General features: G+C 56.3%; 14 protein-coding genes and 1 pseudogene. 11 read left to right on the top strand and 4 right to left on the bottom strand.

Annotated elements, in window-relative coordinates:
- Positions 1 to 107: 107 nt before the first annotated feature.
- Both XH87_RS07945 and XH87_RS07940 read left to right on the top strand, forming a co-directional pair.
- Positions 108 to 584, top strand: coding sequence for a helix-turn-helix transcriptional regulator (locus XH87_RS07945; RefSeq protein WP_271586817.1), 477 nt, complete (start codon positions 108 to 110; stop codon positions 582 to 584).
- Entirely contained in the window at positions 581 to 1093 is a 513-nt protein-coding gene (locus XH87_RS07940) for a hypothetical protein (RefSeq protein ID WP_271586816.1), read from the top strand. Before XH87_RS07945 ends, XH87_RS07940 begins: the two co-directional genes overlap by 4 nt.
- Positions 1094 to 1147: 54 nt before the next feature.
- Here XH87_RS07940 and XH87_RS07935 read toward each other — a convergent pair whose 3' ends face one another.
- Complete coding sequence (locus XH87_RS07935; protein WP_271586891.1) at positions 1148 to 1396, bottom strand: H-NS histone family protein; 249 nt, start codon at positions 1394 to 1396, stop codon at positions 1148 to 1150.
- Positions 1397 to 2628: 1232 nt separating this feature from the next.
- On the opposite strand from XH87_RS07935, the gene XH87_RS07925 reads away from it, so the two are divergent.
- The 3 genes from XH87_RS07925 to XH87_RS07910 all read left to right on the top strand — a co-directional run bounded on the left by XH87_RS07925 (position 2629) and on the right by XH87_RS07910 (position 3742).
- The gene (locus XH87_RS07925) at positions 2629 to 3003 is read left to right on the top strand and encodes a hypothetical protein (RefSeq protein WP_271586814.1); all 375 of its coding nucleotides are present in this window, start codon (positions 2629 to 2631) and stop codon (positions 3001 to 3003) included.
- Positions 2966 to 3277 (top strand): PilZ domain-containing protein, encoded by a 312-nt coding sequence (locus XH87_RS07920; RefSeq protein ID WP_271586813.1) that lies wholly within the window; start codon positions 2966 to 2968, stop codon positions 3275 to 3277. The genes XH87_RS07925 and XH87_RS07920 overlap by 38 nt, the downstream gene beginning before the upstream one ends.
- Positions 3278 to 3565: 288 nt before the next feature.
- Positions 3566 to 3742 carry a hypothetical protein gene (locus XH87_RS07910; protein ID WP_271586811.1) on the top strand — a complete coding sequence of 59 codons (177 nt, stop codon included), beginning with the start codon at positions 3566 to 3568 and terminating at the stop codon, positions 3740 to 3742.
- A 698-nt stretch (positions 3743 to 4440) separates the two neighbouring features.
- Here XH87_RS07910 and XH87_RS07905 read toward each other — a convergent pair.
- On the bottom strand, positions 4441 to 10290 hold the full coding sequence (locus XH87_RS07905; RefSeq protein WP_271586810.1) for an Ig-like domain-containing protein: 5850 nt from the start codon (positions 10288 to 10290) through the stop codon (positions 4441 to 4443).
- Between the two features lie 662 nt (positions 10291 to 10952).
- Between XH87_RS07905 and XH87_RS07900 the strand changes: the two genes are divergently transcribed.
- From XH87_RS07900 to XH87_RS07875, 6 genes are all read left to right on the top strand, one after another.
- On the top strand, positions 10953 to 11684 hold the full coding sequence (locus XH87_RS07900) for a helix-turn-helix transcriptional regulator (RefSeq protein WP_271586809.1): 732 nt from the start codon (positions 10953 to 10955) through the stop codon (positions 11682 to 11684).
- Between the two features lie 257 nt (positions 11685 to 11941).
- On the top strand, positions 11942 to 14428 hold the full coding sequence (locus XH87_RS07895) for a hypothetical protein (protein WP_271586808.1): 2487 nt from the start codon (positions 11942 to 11944) through the stop codon (positions 14426 to 14428).
- A gap of 514 nt (positions 14429 to 14942) precedes the next feature.
- Positions 14943 to 15122 (top strand): hypothetical protein, encoded by a 180-nt coding sequence (locus XH87_RS07890; RefSeq protein ID WP_271586807.1) that lies wholly within the window; start codon positions 14943 to 14945, stop codon positions 15120 to 15122.
- 338 nt (positions 15123 to 15460) lie between these two features.
- Positions 15461 to 17101, top strand: a complete 1641-nt coding sequence (locus XH87_RS07885) for an esterase/lipase family protein (protein WP_271586806.1) — start codon at positions 15461 to 15463, stop codon at positions 17099 to 17101.
- Positions 17102 to 17365: 264 nt separating this feature from the next.
- Positions 17366 to 18454, top strand: coding sequence for an ABC transporter substrate-binding protein (locus XH87_RS07880; RefSeq protein ID WP_271586805.1), 1089 nt, complete (start codon positions 17366 to 17368; stop codon positions 18452 to 18454).
- 5 nt (positions 18455 to 18459) lie between these two features.
- On the top strand, positions 18460 to 19251 hold the full coding sequence (locus XH87_RS07875; protein ID WP_271586804.1) for a hypothetical protein: 792 nt from the start codon (positions 18460 to 18462) through the stop codon (positions 19249 to 19251).
- Between the two features lie 591 nt (positions 19252 to 19842).
- Here the strand turns inward: XH87_RS07875 and XH87_RS07865 are convergent.
- Together XH87_RS07865 and XH87_RS07860 are read right to left on the bottom strand one after the other, a co-directional pair.
- Positions 19843 to 20772, bottom strand: coding sequence for a response regulator receiver protein (locus XH87_RS07865; RefSeq protein ID WP_271586802.1), 930 nt, complete (start codon positions 20770 to 20772; stop codon positions 19843 to 19845).
- Positions 20773 to 23268: 2496 nt separating this feature from the next.
- Positions 23269 to 23901: pseudogene (locus XH87_RS07860) on the bottom strand (LabA-like NYN domain-containing protein).
- Between the last annotated feature and the right edge of the window lie 267 nt (positions 23902 to 24168).

Genomic DNA, 24168 nt, shown 5'->3' with positions numbered 1-24168 from the left:
TGCTGGCATTCAGCTCCCTAGAGGCGCTCTCCCACGTCCCCATGTCCCCATCTCCACCCGATCTTCATGCCGGACAAGGCATCCTTTCTGAAGCCACGATAGATACAATGGGGGACGCAGTTTTGTATTTCGGTGCCGAGTCGGCACTTTTTCGTGTCTCGAACGAGACCGCTTTCAACGGGATCATTGGTGCGTGCCTGTCATCTTGCTGGCCGGCTGCACCAACTATGCATCACCGACACCAATCATACGTTCGTCCGCATCGTCGTCGCTGGGGATTCACCCAACAGGAGCTTGCATTCCTCATCGGCGTGAAGAGCAGGACCGCCGTCTCGCGGATCGAAGGATCCAAGCGACGACCAAGTCTCGATGCCGTGTTCATTTGCATGCTGATCTTCAATATGCCGGCATTGAAACTCTTCCCGGGGCTCATGGCGGAGCTGCGCGCGTCCATACGCGCGCGTGCTAACGAACTGTACGAAGAGCTGCAGGGTGACCCGTCCAGAGCGACACGACTGAAGCTTGATTTCCTTGAACGGCTGTTGGCGCGGATTGAACGGATTCGCATTCAACAGAGAGTATGATCCAGCATCATGCGAACGCTCTCGTTCTCTCAATCTATGTCAACACGCGCGGTTTTGCGTTCATTGTCTTCGAGGGATATGCGCCATTCGATTGGGGAATACGCGAGGCCCGTGGGGCCGGCAAACGCGAAACATGCCTGTCTCGTATCACGCAACTCTTCGATCGGCACTCTCCCGACGTGCTCGTCATCCAGGACACGTCTACGCAAGGAACAGAACGGGCGCCCTGGATTAGCACTCTCAACGCTTCGATTACGGCACTTGCGAAAGAGTGCGGAGTCCCTCGCTTCGCGTATTCGCGCGATCAAGTCCGTGATGCGTTCGCGCGCTATGAATGCGCGAACAAGAATAGCCTGGCCCAGCTGATCGCGAAACAGATACCCGCCTTCGAGCAATACGTTCCCCCGCCCCGCAAACCGTGGATGAGCGAGGATCGCCGTATGGGCCTGTTCGATGCTGCGGCGCTGGCGCTCGTGTTCTTTCGGTCGCTCGAGCAGCGAGGCGGATGACGAATTACAAACGGATGCGCTGGCAATCTCTTCCATCCAAGCGCGACGCAGCGCTTACGCTGTCTGTCGCTTTTTGACTGAAACGCGATCAATGAGGAAGTCGTCCAATTTCCTGCCCCCTCGAAGTTGCGGCCGCAGCCACCGTGGTAGCCTGCCGCGTCCTGACCACGTCTCCGTTGGGTTTTTCGGATTGCAATACTTGGGACGAACGGGCGGGTACGGGCGACGCTTACGAGCGAGCTGTGTGGGCTCGTTGGCCCGTCCAATCTTGTGCAGCCGCTCCTCCAGCTGCGCTTTTTGCATCAAGAGCTTCTGCGTGAGGCTCGCCGTGACTTGTCGGTGAAGTATCCAGAGCTCATCATGCGAGAGCGAACTCAGACACTCGGTGTTCATGGCTCGATCCAAATGGTTGCGAGAAGCGAGGGCAGACAACTCGGAAATTACTGAGCAGGCAAGTCGTCAATTAAACTTAATCGCCCAATCCACAATTAAATGCGGGAGGTAGCTCGGAGGATGGCAGGACGGGGGTAATATCATGGCAAGGTATTTAGGTGGGAGGCCCCTCCTCTCCTGAAGACGGGTGTAAACTAACGGCCCTGATCAGCTGCGCTCTTCCTGTTCGCATGGCGCGAGCAACAGGGGGGGGTCATCTACTCCCACTGCAGCTATTGGACGACTCGTGCCATGCGCTCAATCACGCTTTGATGCTGCGTGGTTCTAATTCAACACCGGCGGAGCCGCCTATCGGCCAAAGAGAAAAGCCGTCTCCGAGACAGTCAAGCACTCCAAGAAAACTGGACAACAGCAGGACATTCGACGGCGCCTTTGTTGGCTTCGTGCATCTGAAGCATAAATCGCGGAGCGTTGCACATTTGCAACCCGCACTGCCGTTCGAAGCAGTAAGCTGGTCGACCGGAATGACGAAAACATATTTCCTTTTTACTTCGATAAGATCAGCGGGGGCGAAAAGTGTTCGATGTCTATCGTAATGGGAAGCGGGACTTTCTCGTTCTAAGTACAGGGTCTTCGATACCCGCGGCGTACTCATCAACCAAATGGCGCAAGAGCAGAAAACGCATTCTGAACGTCAGCGACGAAATTAGGACAAAGGTTCGGACCCAAGGGTATTACGTCCGGAGCTTGCCGGTCACGAAGAAGAGGTGATTTGCTTCGGTGCTTCGGACGGGTGGTTTTTGCATCTCGAAACCACAACCCAGCCGGCCGCTTTGCTCTCGCTTTTCCGGCAGTAGTCCGCTACTTGCTAACTTGCAGCCGGCGCCTCTGCCTTGCCGAATTCGATAGTGCTCAGGACGCAAACCACATACCACGATGCCTCCTACTCGCAAGCTTATAACGGTTTATCAACCGCTTTGGCGTAAGTTCCTCTTATTCTATGAATGGTCGGCGTGGCTTGGTTGTTGTGGCGAGGCTTAGTCCGAATCGGCCTGTTCTCGTACTTGCCTATAGCTGAATTTTTCATCGCTCCTTTTGATCACTTTCGGCACCGCCGCCGAACCAAATAGAGATCTGCGACGATGTCGTCGGTGCTTGAATTTTGCCAGCCGCGCCACGCGAAGAAGACAAGCCACTCGCGCCAGACCCTGCCTGAGTTTCTGGCGAGCGTCGCTACTCTGCTGTCGCAAGTTCAAGCTCTCGACATCCAAACAACGGATGACGTCCGTCAGGCAATCTTCATTCTCGAACTCGCGAATAGCTGCATCCGGCTGCTCATCCAACAGACCAAACTGGATGAAGCGACCAGAACGAGTTTGCTCGCCGAGGCGGCGATGATTGATCTGCGTATTGCTGAGGCGAGAAGGGATACGGCGCATTTATTTGGAGAGAATGATTTGAAGTTGAGGATTGCGGCTCATGGAGAACAACCGAAAGGCGCACCGTGTTCGTTTTGAACACAAGCACATCGTAAGCATCATGGGTGTCGATGGAACGTGGCGACGAAGCTGCGTTCTCATCGACGCCTCTGCGACCGGGGCCAAGCTTGAGGTCGAGGGCTCAACAGACCCGCTAAAAGCACAGGAATTCTTTCTGGTGCTGTCCTCCACTGGCTTGGCATTTCGACGTTGCGAGCTGATCTGGGTGGATGGGGCTCACGTCGGAGTTCAATTCGTCACCGCAAAGACAAAGGCCAAGACGAACGCAGGGAAACGTCTCAGCTCACAATGATGTTGTCGAACGCCCAGCATGAAAACACCAAAGCCAAAGCAGTGGACGGAGCAGGAGGTTCGGCGCTTAGCCAGGCTCGCTCGCCAGGGACTTGGCGCATCCAAAATCGCTGCCGAGCTGGGCCGCCACGCTGGTTCAGTGAGACGGATGGCGCGGACGATCGGAGTGTTGCTGAAGAAGGAGCGCCCTCGCGGCGCACCTCCGTAACTTTACGGAGTGCGCGTGCAAGATGTTTAGCGTCTACTCGCGACTCGGTTTTGTGACGAGCTCACTTTTGGACAATTTCCCATGAGCGTTAAAGCCCTAATGGCGACGATCCTTCAGGACGAACTGGCATCGCTCGGGGTCCGTTCATTGACCCCCTCTGACTATGAAGCGATCGTCGAGCAGCTACTCGAGCAGTTCAATGAGCTAGAGCTTAATTTGGCTGCTCGCGAGCTGACCGGCAAACAACCGTCAAAGTAGCCTCGCCGCCGCGCGATCGAAATCAGCCAACGGCGCGGCCTCGATCGCAGGGCCTGGCGGTGTCTCTCAGAAGGAGCCGTCAGTATTGCGTCCGCTGAAGAGCGCTCCATCAAGCTGAGAGAAGATGCCGTTCCAAATAGCGCGATAGCAATGCCTCTAAGCATGGTTGTGGTCCGAGTTGAACGACGCTGAGCAACTTCAAAAACGGCCCGAGCCGCAGGATGGGGTAAGTAGCCGGGGCCGGCATTCCCATTCCAAGTGCCGCATCGGCGGTAGGCGGCACGAACCACACGAACCGTTTCGCGGGACCTGCCTGGCTGCATTCAGCTCAATACGAAGGCGCAGTGAGGACCTTTGCCGTCCACGGCTTTGCTGAACTGCGGTGCATTTTTTCCCTAAGCTCAGCGGCGGGTAAATTGCGATCGTGGCAAGAGCGGTTTCGTTGCGCGGCTAGTTTGTCGTACCACGTCGTTACCAGACGACATTGCTCGATCCAAGTAAAAACCCGTTCAAGCCGGTTGCGGGCGTTAGAGCCCCCGAAGGCACTCGGGGGCGTGACGGCGGTGCTGGTGTCTTCACTCGCAAAGTGGAGGTGCCAACTTTCCGACGCAGGACCGAAGACGATGACAAGGTGTCCGACAAAGCGCCGTCGGCATCCGATTAACGTCACCATCGGCGCAGGATTTCGTGCTCTCCAGTCAGATGAACCTGAAGTCATTGATAGTCAGGGCCGCCGCGAGCGTATGATCGAGGACAATCCGCTCGACGCCGTGATCATAGTTGCCGTAGTGATCATCGTGACCATAATGGTGATCGTAATCCCGGTAACTGTGATGGTTATCATGGCTATCGTAGCAGGGCTTCCCCTCATCGAAGGTGATCCACGTGTCGTTGCCATGCTGGATCACACTCCCGCTCGCCAGGAAGTCGGCAACTGATTGATCGCCGACAAGACGTTGGTCAATTTGCAGAACGTCATGCGCAACGTCGAAGTGCTTGACGGTTTCCCGTTCGAAGCCCGGCAGAAACACGAAGGTATCAGCCGCCGACGAACCAGTCATCTTGTGCCCGTCCGCCACCTTAACGGTGATCGCTTGCGTGTCGGAAGCGCCAGATTCATCAGTGGCTCTTACCGTCACCGTGTAGGTCTTGTCGCAATCCGCCGGGGACGTAAGCGAAAGGGCTCCGGTGTCAGCGTCGATCGTGAATGCCGACTTCTTTGGACTACTAACGATCGACCAGGTGAAGCTGTCGCCACTGTCTGGATCAGAGGCGAGCAGCTTCGTCACGAATTCTGTATGCTCATTGATGATGTATTTGGCGTTGTTTCCTCCGCCGCCTGAAGTGATGATTGGCGCATCATTAACGCCGGTCAGCGTGATCGTGGCCGTGGCATCGGCGCTATGCCCCTGGCCATCAAATGCGGTGTAGGTGAAGCTGTCGGTCGTCGTCTGGCCTGCCGCCAAGCTCTCGAACGCGGCATCCGGATCGTATGAAAAAGTCCCGTCCGCGCTGAGCGTCAGAAGGGCACCGGAGGCGAGCTCGATTTGGTGTCCGACGGAAGAGGCATCGCCGTTCACTGCGGCGACAGCAAGCGTATCGTTGTCCGGATCGCTGTCGTTGGCCAGCACGTTCTCGCAAACAAGCACGGTATGCTCGTCGGTCGAAAATGCGTCGTCATGAACCGTCGGTGGCTGATTGATGCTGGATCCGGCGATCGTGACGACGACATTGGCGGAAGCCGTTCCGCCTTTTCCGTCAGAGATCGTGTAGGAGAACTGGTCCGCGCCAGTTTGACCGGACGGAATATCCGGGAACGCTCCTTTAGGATCGTAGGCAATCGTGCCGTCGGCATTCAGAGTCACCTTGGCGCCCGATGCCAAGTCAACCGTTCCACCAATCGCTACGGCCAGCCCAGCGATGGAGGTAATCGTAAGAGCGTCATTGTTGGGATCCGAGTCATTAGAAAGGGGGGCACCGATTACCGCCGGCCCCATCGCATTCACGGAAAGCGCATCGTCGGCGGCAATCGGGCTGAGATTGATGCCGACTCCACCCGTACCGGCCTTTAGGTTGCTGATGAATATGCCGCTGTCCAAGACAAAGTCGCCGGTGTCCGCCACGGCGATGGTGAGGGTGTGTTCCGTCTTGGTTGGGTCAAGCGATCCGGATATCGTGAGTTTGTGCGATACGCCGTCATATTCGGTGGCTAAGGGCGTAGGAGGTACCCCCGCAGCGGTCGCCGTGCTGTTATTGAGGAAGTAGCCGCCTGAGACGTTCTGCGACAGTACGCTCAGCGGCGTGGAAGGTTGGTTGACATCGAAAAATGCGTAGTCCTGGCCGTCGACGAACACGCCGGCTATGTCAACGTAGCTATTGATGTACTCCGGGAATTCCTCGGACCCGAAGAGAGCGTCGAGACTGACTGTCGTCGCAGTGGGGTCGGTCACGGTAAAGGTAATGGTGAGCACGGCGGCATCGTGCGTAAGCGCCGAGAAGCCGGCCGCCGTAAGCACGCCTTCGAGGGGCGCATAGCCTGGCATGCCGTTGTTGCCGGTGAAGCTACCGCTGGTGTTGGTCGATCCGATCGACGCATTGCCACTACTAAGCAGGAGGCTGGGGCCTAGCGTCAGCGATTCGCTACCAACGCTACCGAGGTTGACGCTCGGAAGGCTCGCGAATGCGGCGGTAGCGCCGGTGTAACTGGCCGAGTTGACCGCGATTCCGCTGTTGCCTGAAAGAATGGCTTGAACGGCGTCAGTGACCGCGACGCTGGACTCTCCGGCGATCGTTATGGTTGCCGTCGCCGAACTGGCTCCTCCCTTTCCGTCGCTAATCGCATAGGTGAAGCTGTCCGTTGCGATCTGACCGGTTTGCAGGCCCGCGAACGCACCGTTTGGATCGTAAGCAACGTTACCGTCGGCGGATACGGTCAGTTTGGCGCCGGAGGGCAATGTCACCGGCGACCCGATATTGGCGGGAGAGCCGTTAACCTCGGATACCGTCAGGGGATCTCCGTCCGGATCACTATCGTTCGCCAGGAGGTTTCCGCTTTCAGCCGGACCGTTCTCATTGACGCTTAGCGAATCATTGACAGCCAAAGGTAGCTGGTTAACCGGTGCGTCAGTGACGCCGCTGATGGCGATTGTGGCGATTGCCGTAGCGCTGCCGCCCTCGCCGTCCGACACCGTGTAGCTAAAACTGTCGGTGCCAACCTGTCCGTCATTGAGGGCGTTGAACGCCCCATTGGGATCGTAAATGATGCTTCCGTGATCAGACACGGTGAGATGCGCGCCGGACGGCAATGTGAGCTGCGACCCGACATTGAGGGCCGACCCGTTGACCTCGGAGACCGTCAGCAAGTCTCCATTCGGATCGCTATCATTGGTCAGCACTGAGACGCCGCTCAATGCCGACTTCTCGCCCGTCGAGAAGCTGTCGGACACGACCACCGGCGGCTGGTTGCCGGCCGAAACCGATAGGATGAAGCTCTCAGTAGCCGGCAGACCTGCCATATCGGTTGCAGTGACCTTGATCGTGACACTGCCGACATCTGCAGCCGTTGGCGTGCCGGATAAGACGCCCGTTGCGCCATCGAAAAGCAGCCACCCGGGCAGCGGATTGCCGTTACCGTCGGTCGCAGTGAACGTCAGGTTATCGCCAACATCTTTGTCGATAAAGGTGCTGGCGAGCGCTGTCGAATAGGCGGCACCGACACTGGCACTTTGAGCGCTCGGACTGGTTGCGATCGGCGCATCATTGGCCCCGTGAATGGTCACGGCGAGGGTGCTCGATGAAGACAATCCGCCGCCGTTCTCGAGGCTGTAGGTAAAGGTGTCGGTCAGCGTGTCATTTGCCGTGCGCAGCGCCTCGACCTGAGCATCGCTCTGGTTCACTACGTACTGATAACTGCCGTCAGCATTGAGCGTCAGCACGCCATGCTGCCCCGCAACGGCCGAGCCGACATTATCGGATCCGGCGCTCATGCCAGCAACAATTGCGGTGACTGTCAGCGCGGTACCGGTGTCGTTGCTGAGTACGTTGCCGGTTGGATCGACGCCAATCGATCCGTTGCTGCTCCCTCCCGCCTCAGCCGCTGAAGCCGTGTCAGCGTTGGCGACAGGCGCCTCTGCGCCAGGCTGAGCAAAGGCCAACAATGTACCGTTTGCGGTCTGCTGCGTGGTCAGTTGCAGGCCCTGAGCCAACAGATCGGCATATGATGCACTTAACGTTAGGGTGCTATCGACATTACCATCTTGGTTGACGTCGATTGCCAATATCGTCGATCCTTCGGCGACCGTAATCGCACTCAAGCCAAAGCTGGCTCCAAGAACCAAAATTGAATCGCCGGGGCTGTAATCAGCAACAAAAACATTGTCCAGATTTGCAAGCGCGCCCTCGAAGATATCGATCCCGCCTCCTCCCAAAAGAACGCTACCAGCACCATTACTGACGATCACGTCATTGCCAGCGCCTCCAGAGATGTAGTTTCCTGCCCCGTTGCCTATCAAGGTAGCGGAGCTCGTTCCACTCAAAGTGAGCGCGGAAAATCCGCTCGGAAGATTGACCGTGCCAAATCCGGCCGCGTCGACCTGGAGCAAGTTAAGAGTGTCTTGTCCATTGCCTGGCCCGATCGATGGCAACGCTGACGCGGCGGTAACCGTCCAGTCGTTGCCTCCAGCGCCGTTCGGCGTCGTTTGGACGTCGGACATCGCCGTGGCATTTGCGGTTTCGAAATGCAGTGGTTTCGCTGTACCGGCCGGATCCAAACCTTGAGCCTGCTGAGCGGCATCGCCAACCGTCTCCAGCCCCAGGAGCTGCAACAGTTTGTGTGGCTGCGCGTAAGCATGCCCTGGCGGAGTTACCGCCTTTACAGTTAGATCCACGGAGTGTCCGACAGCTATGCCAGTGCCTACGAACGTGCTGTCCGTGTCGCCGGCCTTGATGGTGGCACTCCCCGTCGTTCCATCACCTTTGGTGAAATCGATTTGGAGTGTTTTCGACACCGCGTGGCTAATATGAAATTTGACTTGATATTGATTGTTGGCAACCTGAACGCTGCCGGCCGTAATAAGCGGTTGAGTGATGGTCCCGTCGTCCACGATCGTTACTTTGATGGGCGAGGTCCAGTTCGCCGAAAGAGCCAGGTTGGCACTTCCGGTGGTGTTCCCCGGCGTCGAGTTGATGGTAGGCAGAAACTCCGGGATAAAGTGCGTCCCCGGATTTACACCGAATCCAACAGATGAAAGACCCGCGCTCGCCGCTATAGGCGCCGCATAGGTTGGGCTCGTTTGAATTGAAGAGGCGTCGAGCGGGCGATCAAGCCAAATTGGATTCAGCAAATCTACGATTGTTTGGCCTTGGTATGCCGCAGATTGATAGGGCAGAAGGAAGCAGCCCTGCGATTGAAAGGTATAGTTCCCACGATGAATGGCGATTGAAGTCCGCAAGGGGCCGCCGGATTGCTGGATAGGCTCCAGCTCCAAATCCACTGCGCCGACAACTCCTCCAGCTCCGCCGGCCAGCAATGAAGGACTCGCGCCTTTCGTGTCTCCAGCGTCGGTCTTGATGACCAGGTTGTAGGTCCCAATTGGAATCGGCGTCAGATCGTCCCATTCGAATCCGCCTGCGCTTTGATTTATCGTGCTTGCAGCATTGGCACCCACCGGCAAGTTCGTTGGAGCTGTATGTATCGACGATGTAAAATAGGGCTGAGAGGCTCCGACAACCTTGGCTTCGAGCCAACCATAGCCGTATGGCTGCCGATGAATTGTGATCTGGATTGCCGCCTGCGGGAGCCCGAAATAGTCCTGCGAATTTGGCTGAGGGGCATTAGCCGAGAACGGCTGTGAAAAACTCGGAGCATTCGTTCCATCGAAAGCCTTCATTTCGAGGAGTTCGATGCCTGTCACAGAATCCGTTCCGTCAGGCCCGCCCTGTACGATGAAACGACCTGCCGTGGAAGTATCGGCAGTTATCGCATAGCTGCTCGTAAAGTTCGTGAGATTGAGGACGCCTCTATATTGCGCGATATCAACATCGACGCGGCCTGTTGTCGGTCCTTTCGGATTTGCTGGTTGAGAGGGCGCGTTATCCCCGTACACCTGGTCGTTGCCATCGGCGGCGTACAGCACGTCATTGCCCGGACCGCCGACAAGCAAGTCGTTTCCGCCGTCGGTCGTCCGTGCACCGTTGCCTCCGAGAAGGACGTCATTGCCCGAACCGCCGTAGAGTATGTCACTGTTTCCGAATGCGCTGCTTGCGCCGCCTATGAGGGTGTCATTTCCACTCCCACCCAAAAGCGTGTCGTTTCCAGCTCCACCCAGAAGCGAATCGTTACCATCGGCCACAGCTTGCGCTGGTTCGATGTAACTCACGGCACCCGTTACAGGGTCAACTCCGTATTGCGGCCAGAGGTTTTGCGGGAAGCCGGTGAGGAGCTGGCTGTTTCCGTCATCACCGGGTGCCCCTGGCGCATTGTAGCCTTGGAGGAAATCATCTTCGAGCGTTCCGACAATTCGAAGACCCTGCGAGAAGATGGTAGCCATCTCGATTTCCTCCGTGGATCTGTGAACGGGGTCATTATCCGGCGCGAGCTATTAAATCGCAGCGCCATGGGAATCTTCTTAAAATTAAATGTCGCTGCAATTGTCTCTTGTTGGGAGTTTGGCGAAATTCACCCGCAACGTTCAGCGGATATCGCGCTTGTCACAACCCCCAAATGAGGTAAGATTTCAATATTTGTTTAATTAGCTTTATGTTCTCGCCGACCGGGAATATCCAAACGGCTTTATGAAATTAAATCCTTCGGATGGCGCCGCAATTTTTCCTAAGGGGGAAGCCATTGGCTAGTTGGGATTTCGATTTGGTAGAAGCTGGGTTTGTTTCGGCAGCAATGAACCCGGAGCTGTGGCCGAGGGCAATGGACCTTGTGGCTAAGGCGACGGAAAGCACCGGAGCGTTACTGCTGCCAATCTCCGGCGCACGAACGCCCGGGATTCCATGTTCAAGCTGCTTGGCAGCAGCAACAGACACATACTTTCGGGACGGCTGGCATAAACATGATGAGCGAAACAAAGGCATCCCGCAGCTTTTAAGAAGCGGGGTATGCTGCGACCTAGATTTATTTAGTCCCGAGTACATCGGGCGTCACCGATACTACCAAGAGTTCCTCGCCCCACACGGCCTGCGATGGTTTGCGGGAGTCAGGGTGGCGTTTGGCGATGATATTTGGTGCCTCTCCATTCAGCGAAGAATCGAGGAGGGCCCGTTTTCGGATGCAGACAAAGGCAAGCTGACACGTCTAGCGCAAACTCTGCCCGCGACCGTCGCTTTAGCTAAGGCAATGGGACTCGCCGCCGGGGGAGCCACCCTGCAGGCCTTGGAGGCTAGTGGCTCTGCCGCTCTCTTGATCAATCGTCAAGGCGAAGTCTTCCAAATGAACCCCTCGGCCGAGCGCATGCTCGTCGGCGATCCTCAGGTTATAAATCGTCGACTTACTTCAAAAGATGGAAGGGCAACGATCGCATTTGAGCGGGCCTTGCATGAATTGCTTTGGAGACGATCAATACCTGCATTGTCCCCGGCGGTGGTTCTGCCGCGACAGGAGCGGCGTCCCTTACTCGCATACCCGATCCAAATCCCAGCTCTTTCTGGCTGCCCTTTGGCGGACTGCAGTGCCGTCGTCATTCTGATCGATCTCAGTTCGCGCAAGCAAATTCCTGAGGAGACGTTGCGAGCTGCCTTTCAACTCACAGAAGCCGAAAGCCGCGTGGCAGCTCGATTGGCATCCGGATACGGTATCGATGACGTCGCGGATCAGCTTAAACTGGCCACTGAAACTGTTCGCACTCAAGTAAAGACCATTTTGGCCAAAACGGCCACGCATCGCCAAGCAGAATTAGTTGCCTTGATGGCTCAGTTCATGTGCGAACCGACATAGCCTTGGTCTGCGTGACCAGACCCTGATCCGCTCGCGCGCACCTTGGAGGCCACTAACATCTCGCGCTGGGCACTTGGGCAGCCGACTATTGCGGGTTGCTTCATGGTGGAGAGGAAAGACCGGGCGGGCGCGGCACTGGCCATGTGCATCTCGCAATGGCTGCGCGTAGCGAGCGGATTGCGATATACGCGGCGACGATCCCCATAGAGTAATTGTGCGGTGGGCCTATCTGTTAGCGATCGATTTGGGAGGACGAAATGGCAAATGCGACAACGTTCGGCTCCGAGTTTCTCGTGAACACCACCACGGTCGGCTCTCAGTTCGATGCTTCCATCACGGCACTAAGCGACGGACGCTTTGTGATGGTGTGGACCGATGCAAGCGGAACCGATGGGGACACGTCAAGCGACGCTATCCGCGCACAGATATTTAATGCAGACGGCAGCAAGTCGGGTACTGAGTTCCTGGTCAACACCACGACGGCGGATATCCAGTATGATCCTGTGGTTACGGCCCTGAAGAATGGCGGCTTCGTTGTTGCCTGGTCCGATGGCAGCGGAAGCGGTAGTGACGCTTCTTTCCAAGGAATTAGGGCACAGGTGTTCAACGCTGATGGCAGCAAGTCGGGCAGCGAGTTTCTGGTCAACAGCACCACGACAGGGTACCAGCTCGACGAAGCTATCACCGCGCTGAGTGACGGCCGCTTCGTTGTTACCTGGACTGACGGGAGTGCAACAGGCGGCGATACGTCGAGCTGGGCGGTCCGCGCTCAGATATTCAACGCCGATGGCAGCAAGTCGGGAACAGAGTTCCTGGTCAATACCACGACGTCGAGCTTTCAGTACAACCCGGCAATTACAGCGCTGAATGATGGTCAGTTTGTCGTTGCGTGGACCGACGGGAGTGCAACGGGCGGTGATACGTCAGGCACTGCCGTACGCGCGCAAGTGTTTAACGGAGACGGCAGCAAGTCGGGCGTCGAATTTCTCGTCAATAGCACGACTATCGGCGACCAGTCCGGGCCAGGAGGGGGCGGATCGGAGACGATCACGATCACCACACTTGTTGACGGACGGTTCGTCATCGCGTGGACCGACTACAGCCAAACAGGTGGCGACACCTCTTCATCTGCAATTCGCGCCCAAGTCTTCAACGTGGACGGAAGCAAGTCAGGATCGGAATTTTTGGTCAACACCACGACATCCGGTTCGCAAAACAACGCTGAGATTGCAGCATTGAAGGATGGAGGCTTCGTTGTAACGTGGACTGACTCCAGTCAAACTGACGGCGACACCTCTTCCACCGCCATTCGCGCCCAGGCATTCAACGTGGACGGAAGCAAGTCCGGAACTGAGTTCCTAGTCAATAGCACCACACCCAACATTCAACAGGACTCCGTAATCACGACGCTACAAGACGGACACTTCGTAGTGGGCTGGACGGACTGGAGCCAGACCGGTGCCGACACTTCAGGTAGCGCAATCCGTGCCCAACTTTTCCAGCCAGACGCCCTGATCAACAAACCTGTAAATCTTACTGCCGGAAACCTCGTTGCCGAGATGGCGAAGCTGGCCGTGGAGTCGTACGGCAAATCCACGGCGGCAGCTGTAGATCGCAATTGGCACGCGGTCTCGGCGACTGAACTACATCTGCCATCAAAAGGAAGTCAGGGAGACGTCGATTATCAGTTTGACAATGGGATCTACAGCGCTTCGTTGATTAGTTCACTTGCAGTGCTTCCTGGTGAGGCTGACGCCCTTGTTCTAGAAGGAGATCTTGATGGTGTTAAGACACTCGTGATTGCCTTTCGCGGTACCGACCCTTCCTCATGGGGTGACAAATCCCATTGGCCTGCAATAGATGTATATTTTTCGTCCTTTCTACCGCTCCTGGACAGTCTGGGGGCATATGTTCATGAGGCTGGGATAGAGAGGGTTCTATTCACCGGGCACAGTCTCGGTGGCTCAATGGTGCAGGATGTCTTGGCCACTCCGCTTGCTGGTATAAGCCCAAGCAGTATGTACGGCTACACATGGGGAAGTCCAGGCGCAGACCTACACTCGCAAAATGCGCATCTTGTTAACTTCGTCCATCCCGAGGATCCGATCGTCATATTCGGTGGACGCTATTACGGCAGAAGCGGCCTCGATATCCAAATCGACAGTCCACTCGTTCCAGACTCCGCGCCGTTCGCGCCGCCACACTCAGGAGTTGATCTGACGGCCATTTCGCATGATAAATTCATCTATCTGCAGGACACGATCAACTTGGCTGATCGCGCCCACGATAGCCACCTCGACTACAACATTGCGCATGCAATCGACACCGGCGATTTTTGGAGTGTGAAGCTAACGTCTTTTCGGGCGTTGCCAGGGACGCTTGGGAGCGACAACGTTTGGATTTCGTCACAGGACCAGTTTGTCCTTGGGGGGCCGGGCGACGACATATTCCATTGGGTAGCAAGCAGAACCCCGGACAAGCCGACAACGATCGATGGGGGAGCAGGCAGGGATACTCTGATGTTGCCGGGATCCGAAAACCTGTGGGCTGCAGTCTCGAACGGATCGGAAACAGACCTATATCAAAAAGGGGCCAAAGATCCCGTGGCGATCCTCTATAACGTCGAGCACCTGCAATTCGCTGACGGAAAGAGCGTGCCAATTTATCATTCCTCTGTCCTGGCTCAAAACATCTCCGCTTCTGAAGGAATACTTCACAATGATCATGGCTTGTTCCTAATTTGAAATCGCCGCCAATACCCTCCCTTCATACGAAGTGGAATGTTTCGTCGCAGTCCTGCAACATGGATGAACTGCTTCCCATGCTATAACGAAAAATAAGATCATGAACATGATTGCCGGCAGTAGGACGGCTCGCGAGGAAAAGGGCCGCCGGAATCCCGATACAGCGCCGATGATCATAGCCACAGGAAATGCCCACCAGTAGGCTACGCTCGCAAGATATGAGAACGAGCTATCCCAATGCGCACCGCCAGGTCCATCAAGAAAGAACAACTCAGAAAAAATAGAAACGGGCAGAAGCAATATGACCCAGGTCGCGGCTAGTATTCTTCGCCAGCTGTGACGTTCCCTCTCACCCTCCTTTAACATGCGCTAGAATTATAGCACGGTCCGCGGCGTCAGCTCGTAAGCAATGTTGATTTGTTGGCCCACATCTGTTTATCGTTCACATCCCGTTCCCTTGATCATCCCTTTCAGCCTGCTAACTACACGCCTCCTAACAGTCTGGAGAGCAGGAATGGCTAAGAAGGCAAAAAGCGGGCGCAGAGAGTATACGAAAGATGACGTCAAATTGCTCAAGGCACATTCAAAAGGGCGGACGCCGGTCGCGAAGCTCTCCAAATTGATGAAGCGCTCCGCAGGCTCGCTGCGGCAGAAGGCTCGCGCACTGGGTGTAGGCCTGGGTCATCAGCGCTAATTGTAGTTTTGCCCACCTCGTGCTCGTTATGGACAAGCCCCTGGCGCTTTTGGCGCCGGGCCTTCTGTCATTACTGCGCCCGGAACTGTGCTGAATCCTAGCTGGAAGGCTCTCGTGCATCTGAACCGGGTTCAACGCACGAGTGGAATGCCGGTCACTTCCGAATCCGGCGCTTCTAGTCGGTCGCGTTGGTAGCCGCCCCAGCTACTGAGCAGACATTTCCGCCTGGTGTGAAGTCGCTCACATTCGCGATCTGCGATTGGGTCTTATCATGAATAGCGACATATCCATCAAAGCTGCGTAGCTACAGGGGAACACAATAATCCGACGGGCCGGCAATGAAGGGACAGGACCCCATACCGGAGCGAGAGGAGCGGGAACTGGCGCGCCACGACCTTCCAGAGGGTGTCGAGGTCGCTGACGCTCCTGAAGAACTTCCGCGCGAGACCGTTCTCCTTATTCACGGCACATCTGCGAACGTGCCGGCGTCCTGGTGGCTACTGAGCAGCGATTTCTGCCGTAAACTAGACTCTCGTCTCTTGGAGCAGATGTCGTCAGCTCGATGCTGGGCACATATCACCAATCAAACAGGCATCTTTGCCTGGACCGGAAGAAATCTTGAGCCCGAGCGGCGCATTGCCGGAGATGCGCTTGCAAACCAAATCGCAATTCTCGAAACAACCAGCGATATCCACCGATATCATATCGTCGCCCATTCGCATGGCGGCAATGTTGTACTGCACGCCCTGCGCTCGCTTGCCGAAGGTCCAGAGAAGCTTGGTGCGGTCATATTTCTCGGAACGCCCGTACTGCGCTGTACGGGGCTCCCTTCATGGTTGAACCGCAGGATGCGAGCTATGCTCCTGTATGGCGCTGGCTTGGTGTTCAGCATCGCTGCAGCCCTGCACAACGGTGAATCTCCTAGTTCAGTTCTCATCTCAGAAGGCAGTCCTCTCACCGCGTGGTTTAATGCTGAGGGGTACCCTTGGTTCGCTCTCATGGCAGCGGGATTTGGAGTGTTGTTGTCTTTTGAGTGGATGACGGGACCGCATCGCGTTGCTTCCGTGTACGGCAGCGGCCATGCACACTCATTCGAATTTGCCGCAGATGAAGCGATGAAAGCGCTGCAGCTCTCGCTCGCAATTGCCCAGCGACCTGGCGATACGCTTAAGCAGCTGTACAGCACGGAGGGCTCCCCCAAGTACGCGGTAAAGCCACAGCGTCCCAAGTTTTGGGACGGTATATGGTCAGACTTCAAGTCAACCACGCTCTATCGACTATTTGAAGCCTCGGTCTTTGCGACTTCGTTCGAGCAGCTGAGGAACGCTAGTCTCGCGGAGAAGCTGGTATTTATATTCAGCGCTATTCTTCTGGTCGCTACGGCCGTACCCGCCTTGCTTGTACTTTTCGATTCATACATTGCCCTGCACCACTTCGAAAATGGGAGACCACCTCTCGCGAACTTCATTGTGTCGTTTCGATCAGCCAACAAGACAATTTCCAACATCACAGGAAGCGCACTTTTTGCGATAGCTGGGCTTTGTCTTATCGGAATAATTCTATGGCGATTGCTGCTCATCGCAGGCAAGGCGGTACGATTGGGCTTGGCATGGGTGACCCAATTGTTGCTACAAGGTCCGGGTGCGCGGGTGATGGGGCTCGTCGTTCGGAACGCCGCATTTGGCGGTCAATGTCGGCAGGTATTGGCACCGCGGCTGCTTCCGGAGCATGAGCGTGCATGTAGCGAGGCAATAAGCGACGAACTAAGCAAAAGGATGAGCGACCTCTCCGCACGTACCGCAGCTCAGGCGGGAGAGGCGCTTTACTTTGCGCTCGCCGAGGGAGATGCTTTGCTAATCAAGCGACACATCCTCTCTCGGCTAACTGACCCGCAGCTTGTGCATTGTCAGTACTATCGCGAAGATGAGGTAATTGGCCGCATAGCGGAGTTGATTTCTGTCCCAGCGAGTCAGTCATAGGAGCGTCACGCCACAACGGCGCTGTCTTAACTCGCCGTGCTTAGGCAATGTCGCATAGCAACCTTCGAACGGCGTCGGAGGTGAACTCGCTGAGGGAGTTTGTACCGACCCAAAATAACTTTGTTTCACATCCCGGGCTGACGCCCTCTTGTTTGGCAACGCTACCGAAGGTAGAGTCCGGAATTCTTTACTTCGCCTATTCATTGCCGCGCCCAGGACGACCTGGGCAGTACCTCAGATTCCGCACCCATATAGGAGGATCACATGGGTCGCTTGAAAACCCTCATTGCCGTCCTCGTCCTTACCTCGCTCGCTGCGCTTCTGCCGGCCGCGGCACAAGATCGAATTCGCATAGGAGTAGTGGCCGACTTCTCTCAATACGGCGGAAATGAAGGCCAGCAGTTCCGGGCAGGGGTCTCCGCTGCTCAGAACGACCAGAGGCAGGTAGCCAACCGGCCGGTAGAAGTCATTGTTCGCGATCACCAGAATAAGCCAGATGTCGCGGTTTCAGACAGTCGCCAGCTTATTGAAGCCGAGCATGTCAACTTCTTGATCGTGAAAGGTAGACCGCCCGTGATGCTGGCCGTCTCTAGAGTGAGCGAACAGCAACAAACGCCGACTATCTTCGTTGGATTGTCCATGAAGCCCTTTTCGGAACGCCAACAACAATACTCATTTCACATGGGGGATAGCGTCGAGCAACTAGCTAAGCTCGCCGTCCGATATGCGAAAGATAATCAAGGTGGCCGGACAGGTTTCATTTTCGAAAGCCGGCTCTACTCCGATGCACTTAGCCGTGAAGCTCAAGCCAGTCAGCTCCCACTACACAATTGGAATGGCGCCGCCGGCTCGCCGGCGATTGTCTTCACGTTTGACCACGATGCCCGTGATCTTCATCTCGACGAACTTCCATCAAACAGCATTCTCGTCGGCGGCACGAATGTGATGGGACTCGGCCGTCTCGGAAACCAAATTAAGGTGGCAGCTATCGCGCCGCACGATCCCTCCCTTAGAAAACCGCCGGGCCTACCGCCTTCCCTTAAAGACGTGAAGGGCGCAGACGCCTACTATGGCTATGCTGCCTTTCAGATCCTTGCACGTGCGGCGCGGAATGATCCTGCTCCTGACCGAGTTGCTGCGAGCATGCGTGCCGACTCGTTCGAAACCGTCCTTGGACAAATCAACTTTATGGCCGGCGGCGAATGTCGTCAGCCTAAGCTCACCGTGTACGTCATGAACGACAATGGTTCATTCCAGCTGTGTCCCGACTGTGGCGGCGTTCACGATGGCTGCAATGGCTCCGCGTGCAAGTGCAAGGACGGCTCTTGCAACAACGACTGCTGTAACAAATAGTGGCAATGATTCCCGATGATCCCAAGAAGGCTATCAAGTTTGTAGCCGCGTTCCTGCCAGGCTTTATTGGTCTGGGCCTCGCAAGTTATTTGGTCGATCTGCGGTTCGGTGAACTTGCATACGCCTTTATTTCGATTGCGATCAGCATCGCATCCTTTGGGATTGCCTCGCTCGCGATGCGGCGATGGCGCGCAAAGAAGCGTAAACCAGCGCAAGCAGTCGCAACGGCGGAGATAGTGCTCGCATATGTAGTCGCGCTGGTTCTCGGAATTTTCGTGTCGGTTGCCTACGATGATGATTGGGTGATCACAGCGGTGAACAAGATACCTTTCGTGTCGCTTACCAAAACAACTCAAGACCACCCGCTTTTATACGTACTCAAGAAGAGCTTCACCTGTGTGGCTGTGCGTCCTATCGATGCTCGTGAGAACAACACGCTGGTCTATACGAAGGCGATGGTACGAGCGATCGTAAAGGATTATGCGACGGTCGAGGGATTTATCCGCGTTTACCCGACCGAGCTAGATCCCGCTCAGGTCTTTCTATCTCCTGCGTGCAAGGTAGATGGGACAAAGACGACAGCAATTCCTGGCCCTGGCGTTCTCGTGCAGACAGAAAATGTCATTGCTTGGGAGCTCATTGATGCGACCGCAAGCGAGTGTTGGAAGATCCACTACGGCAGCAAGCCGCCGTGTCTTTGTCCTTCGGAGGAGGTCAAAGACAGATACATGGCGCGAATGAACGTGGACCGGCATGAACAACAAGACAAGTACCAGCTCTGCCCGGCGGATAAATAGTATACTTCGGCGTCCGGCTGGAAGCATTTTCGAACGAGCCGTCAAGAAACGAGACTCTCGGGACGCCACGTAGAGGATCGCTTGATCGCAGTTCATCGCGTAAGGCGAAGAGGAATTACGATGGTCCATGAACTTGCGGAGCGTTGCACATTTACAACCCGCACAGCCGTTGGAGCGAGTAAGCTGGTCGACCGGAATGACGAAAACATATTTCCTTTTTTGCTTCGATAAGATCAGCGGGGGCGAAAAGTGTTCGATGTCTATCGTAATGGGAAGCGGGACTTTCTCGTTCTAAGTACAGGGTCTTCGATACCCGCGGCGTACTCATCAACCAAATGGCGCAAGAGCAGAAAACGCATTCTGAACGTCAGCGACGAAATTAGGACAAAGGTTCGGACCCAAGGGTATTACGTCCGGAGCCTCCGCGTCTCGAAGAAGGGGCCGATTTAATTCAAAGGATAGCCCTGCCTCGCATCTGATGCGCCTACGCTGTCTAGCGTTTGGCTGCGCTGCACCGATGAAGATCACGCTGACGCGGACTGCTGCAGACCCATCGCGTCCATGAGGCACCTTTGCGAGTAGGGTTCCGCGCTACTGTGCAGCAGCGCTCTTCTGTGATTTCGGCGAAACTAACCGGTCCCATCGAAACTCCTCTAGAGCGCTCACGACGGACTGAAGCAAGACGTCGGGACGATTGGTAACAATGCGTCCGCACCGGCTTGTTGCGATTCCACCGCTCGAGGCAGTGTAGAAAATGATGCGGGGGAGTTGCGTATCGCCGAACCTGTTCGGAAACTCCTGGGCAAATTTCTCGGCCATTGCGAAGCCGGCTGGTGGGCTCTCTTTGGTCTGCGCGTTGAACCGACCTAAATCGTTTGCAAACTTCTGACTCAGCTCTTCATTCGGGAAGGCAAAATAGAACGCGCCGCATCGATCTAACGGAACGCTCGTATCGTGCTCCCGGATAAGGTTGCTGATAACAAGATCAAAATCATACTTCCGAGCCAGATTGATCGCCTCTCCGGTGTTGAGGGCGATCTGTAAGTCTATGCCCATGTCCCGAAGAATACCTTCTTCGAGCCGATTGTTAGATGGTCTGCCGTCCACCCAGAGCACCCGAGCCCCCGCTAGTGCCGGATATACGCGTTCGGCACGAACGAGCGCCCCATTCGCGAAGCGGAAATCAAACTCTCGATGCACCTGCAAGCCTTGGCCCTGCAGTCCTCTCTGTTTGTCGAGCTCTGCCAGCTTTTCAGCTGCGGCGGCTCGGTCAAATTTCCACCCGCCAGGGAGCTCTCCATGAGTGATGCTGTTGAGCCATGTGGCAAAGAATGCCCAATTCCAGACGATCAGAATGAGGATGGCGACGGGCACGATCGCCTTAAGCAGCTCAGCAATACTCGAGAGCGCGGCGGGGATGTCTACACCCTCCGGCTTTGAATCGGACGCCTTCGCAGGCTGTACAAATACGTCGACGCGACGCTGAGGTACCGTCCCACTCTCTGGCTCAGCCAGGCCCATGCAAGCCCCCCTTTGAAGCAAAAATCGCAAATACAACCTAAGTGTGTTGGCGAGCGTATACCGGGCCGGCAGCTTCTGTCCATCGGGTGCATTCTTGCTGCCGCCAGCGAGTCGGGGCTAGCAGTTTCCAATGCGGCTAGTTTCGACGTTATGGATCGAATAGGAGTAGACTCGTGGCTTTGGCGATCGATGATTGGGAGGGCTTGATGACTAACCTCCGTCTACGGCGCCGAGATCAGCCCACTCGCTGTCGCAACTATCCAGCGATCGCCCCAACGCACGATGGAGTCGATTCGCCCGACGCCAGGGACCACATCGCCCCGTGCTGCCATTCGAATCCCATCAGGCCCTTCGAGCACCGCCGTTGCGCCGCGAACGTCAAGCACTGCCCAACCCGGAATAGTCGTTGGTCGTGTCTCGGGGGCCGGCAGGAGCGGCCCCGCAGGCGCGAGCGAGCCGGTGACAGACAAGTCCGCCTCAACAATCGAAGGAGCTGAGTTCGAAGCTTCCGCCGATTGCGCCGCACTCGACGCTTTGGCCAGAGGTTTCGGAGCAACGATTGCGGCGACTGTGGAGGGTTGAGCGAAAGCAGGCGGTGTTCGCGAGCCTGATGCTGATGCTATCTTTCGGACGCCTTCGGCCTTACCGCCCGCCCTTGTGTCCGGCTTGCGGTGCGAAGCTGTTTCCACCTGAGCGGTCGGGTTGAGAGCCGAGAGAGTTGCAGGACCGTACCACGCACCAGCCCAGCCCAATCCGAAGCCCCCCGCCAAGGCGGCCAGAACGAGCCAAGTAGTGCGCTTTGGATGACCGCTTGGCGCTAACAGCGCCAGGACCTCGTCGCGATTGGAGGTGGAGAAATCCAATGGGTTGAGCGCGACGGGCCGCGTCGCGACCTCGCAACTGCCCTGATCTGCGACGGTCACGATCCTTTCCAAGGTATTCGCGTGATGCAATGGCATGCTCGGGCCCCTTGCGGTCACTAATGATCGTGCCGGTAACTAAACCAAACCTTAACAGCCGGTGCACTCAGCACGATTAAGAGACATGGATCGCGAAGGGGCCCAAGCGATAAAAGCGCCCCTGCTAGGTAACTGCTGCGAGTCAGGGAAGGGGTACGGCCGGCGTGAGAGATAGCTGCGCGCGTGAACGCACGCTAGGCCCGTAGGTTTGCGGACCGACCGAACTTGCGGAATGAAAACCGACCCGAAAGACAAGCGAAAGAGATGCGCTCGGACGGCGGTCCTGGAACCTACGCGCGGCCGCCCTTTTTATTTCGTCGTCATCTATGGATTGTATGTTCCAACCCAGGTTTGCATATTTTTCCCGTTGTCGACCGCCCGTTGCTTACAACAATCGTGGTTTGGGCAGTAATGAGTAATCGAGGCTGGGTTTACAATTATTCGGTTATTTTGGACGAACGGGTCGAGGGACTGGTCGCATTATTTCGAGAGCTGCAGACACTTCGGCGTCGACTCCGAGCTGCTCAGGCGAGAAGGATTGCCAGCACCAGCCGTATTCTCAAGGCGAGGCGTAGAAGGAGAGTGCTTCGGCGGAGCTAACGATCGCAAGCTCGCACCCGAGTAGAATGAATCCATCGCGCCGAGGCGCCGCGGAGTTCACTTGAACCTGTCCTCAGTTCGCTTCGATCAGCGGTGGCTCGGCGCTAATGAGTCCGCGTTTTGCTGCCCGGTTTCGCACACCGTCGTCTGCTGCTCTCGCTTCCACATGTCGGAGCTTGCTTCGAAGCATCTCCACCTCTCTTAACTCCGTCACAAGGGCTTCGAGCCGTTCACTTAGAACAGCACAAGTATAAGTCTGACGCGTACTGGACATCACATGGGCCCCAGAGAATGACTTGAACTAAGGCTTCGACGACAAGAGAAAGACTGAAGTCGCTAGACCAAATCAATGAGCGAAAGCCGTCATCGCCAGATGCTCCCAATACTCTGCCTCTGCGAGCAGTTTCCAGCTCCTGTCAGGTTGTCTCGCGGCAGTCTGTCGGCACAGCAACGCCATGGCGCGAAAGCGGCGGGCAGCTTCCATTCCAACCTCCCATGTTTTCCCAACCTTATTTTTCAATTATGCGATGGAGTCATCATGATTACAGGCCATAACCAAATTATCGCGTGGCGGCGGCCACTTAGCTCACCACGTGGCTGCTGGAACCGCTTTCGGTTCCGGCTTCACATCAGTTTCAAATGCTGCTTGCCGCTGCCTTGTCGCGCGTCAAAGTGCACCTGCCGGCAGTCGCGTCCTCGTGTCGAGAGGCGCAGACAGCAGAGCTATGCGAGACTCGTGGATACGTATTGCAATGTCGGAAACCGAACGGACTACACGCAACCTACTCCTGTCTAGTTCGTCTGTTGCTCAGAACCGAATTATATTGGCGATCAGTCCGGCGCAAATGCCGGGCTTTTCGTCGCGCTCGTCTCCGGGAATACGTACGCCGGTTTCCGAGCCCAGCACCGGATTGCATTTGCGGTCTCGCCTCGGACGTCAGTCCTCGAGCACGCTATCGTTTCCCTTAAGTCCTCGGGTGGTCTCAGGCTCTGGGAGCTGGTGTGAGCGATAACGCGACTCGCGTTCGCGCGGCGGCGGCCGTTCAGACGGATTGCGACCAATCTTGGCTTGTAGCTCGATAAGATCGGTGAACACGTCGGCTTGGCGGCGCAGCTCGTCGGCGATCATCGGCGGCTGGCTGGCGATCGAGGAGACCACTGTGACGCGGACGCCGCGCCGCTGAACGGCCTCAACCAAGGGGCGAAAGTTGCCATCCCCCGAGAACAGCACCATCTGGTCGACATGCTCGGCGAGCTCCATAGCATCGATTGCAAGCTCGATGTCCATGTTGCCCTTGAGTTTGCGGCGTCCGGAAGCGTCGATGAATTCCTTGGCTGCCTTCGTGACGACGGTGTAGCCATTGTAATCCAGCCAGTCGACCAGCGGGCGGATCGAGGGGTACTCCTGATCCTCGATGATGGCGGTTTAGTAGAACGCCCGAAGTACCGTCCCGCGACTCTGAAATTCGCTCAGTAGGCGCTTGTAATCGATATCGAAGTTGAGGGTCTTGGCTGCGGCATAAAGACTTGCTCCATCAATGAACAGGGCAATCTTGCTGGCAGATGACATGACAGACGATCTCTGGAGCGCAAAGTGCCACGGTCTGCGAACCCGCCGACGAGGTGGCACTTCCAAAGCATTTCATCGAGGCTTGATCTCACAAGGCTATACCCCAATCCTTTAACCTTCAAACAGTTTTTGCGAACGCCGGACGTTTGAGGGCATCGACCAAGATCCGGCGCGCGAGATTGCTCAGCGCGATCGACTGTTCTGCGGTGTGCGGCAGTTCTTTCGCAGTGCAGTCGTGAGCTTGCTCTCGCCTTAGAAGGGCGCACA

The sequence above is a fragment of the Bradyrhizobium sp. CCBAU 53415 genome (assembly GCF_028128735.1).
GTDB lineage: Bacteria > Pseudomonadota > Alphaproteobacteria > Rhizobiales > Xanthobacteraceae > Bradyrhizobium.
This window is presented reverse-complemented; position numbering and strand designations above follow the sequence as displayed.

Coding starts and splice junctions, on each gene's coding strand:
- XH87_RS07925 (WP_271586814.1), top strand. CDS start 2,629: ATGTCGTCGGTGCTTGAATTTTGCCAGCCGCGCCACGCGAAGAAGACA.
- XH87_RS07875 (WP_271586804.1), top strand. CDS start 18,460: ATGATTCCCGATGATCCCAAGAAGGCTATCAAGTTTGTAGCCGCGTTC.
- XH87_RS07920 (WP_271586813.1), top strand. CDS start 2,966: ATGGAGAACAACCGAAAGGCGCACCGTGTTCGTTTTGAACACAAGCAC.
- XH87_RS07940 (WP_271586816.1), top strand. CDS start 581: ATGATCCAGCATCATGCGAACGCTCTCGTTCTCTCAATCTATGTCAAC.
- XH87_RS07905 (WP_271586810.1), bottom strand. CDS start 10,290: ATGGCTACCATCTTCTCGCAGGGTCTTCGAATTGTCGGAACGCTCGAA.
- XH87_RS07910 (WP_271586811.1), top strand. CDS start 3,566: ATGAGCGTTAAAGCCCTAATGGCGACGATCCTTCAGGACGAACTGGCA.
- XH87_RS07895 (WP_271586808.1), top strand. CDS start 11,942: ATGGCAAATGCGACAACGTTCGGCTCCGAGTTTCTCGTGAACACCACC.
- XH87_RS07890 (WP_271586807.1), top strand. CDS start 14,943: ATGGCTAAGAAGGCAAAAAGCGGGCGCAGAGAGTATACGAAAGATGAC.
- XH87_RS07935 (WP_271586891.1), bottom strand. CDS start 1,396: ATGCAAAAAGCGCAGCTGGAGGAGCGGCTGCACAAGATTGGACGGGCC.
- XH87_RS07945 (WP_271586817.1), top strand. CDS start 108: ATGGGGGACGCAGTTTTGTATTTCGGTGCCGAGTCGGCACTTTTTCGT.
- XH87_RS07880 (WP_271586805.1), top strand. CDS start 17,366: ATGGGTCGCTTGAAAACCCTCATTGCCGTCCTCGTCCTTACCTCGCTC.
- XH87_RS07865 (WP_271586802.1), bottom strand. CDS start 20,772: ATGGGCCTGGCTGAGCCAGAGAGTGGGACGGTACCTCAGCGTCGCGTC.
- XH87_RS07885 (WP_271586806.1), top strand. CDS start 15,461: ATGAAGGGACAGGACCCCATACCGGAGCGAGAGGAGCGGGAACTGGCG.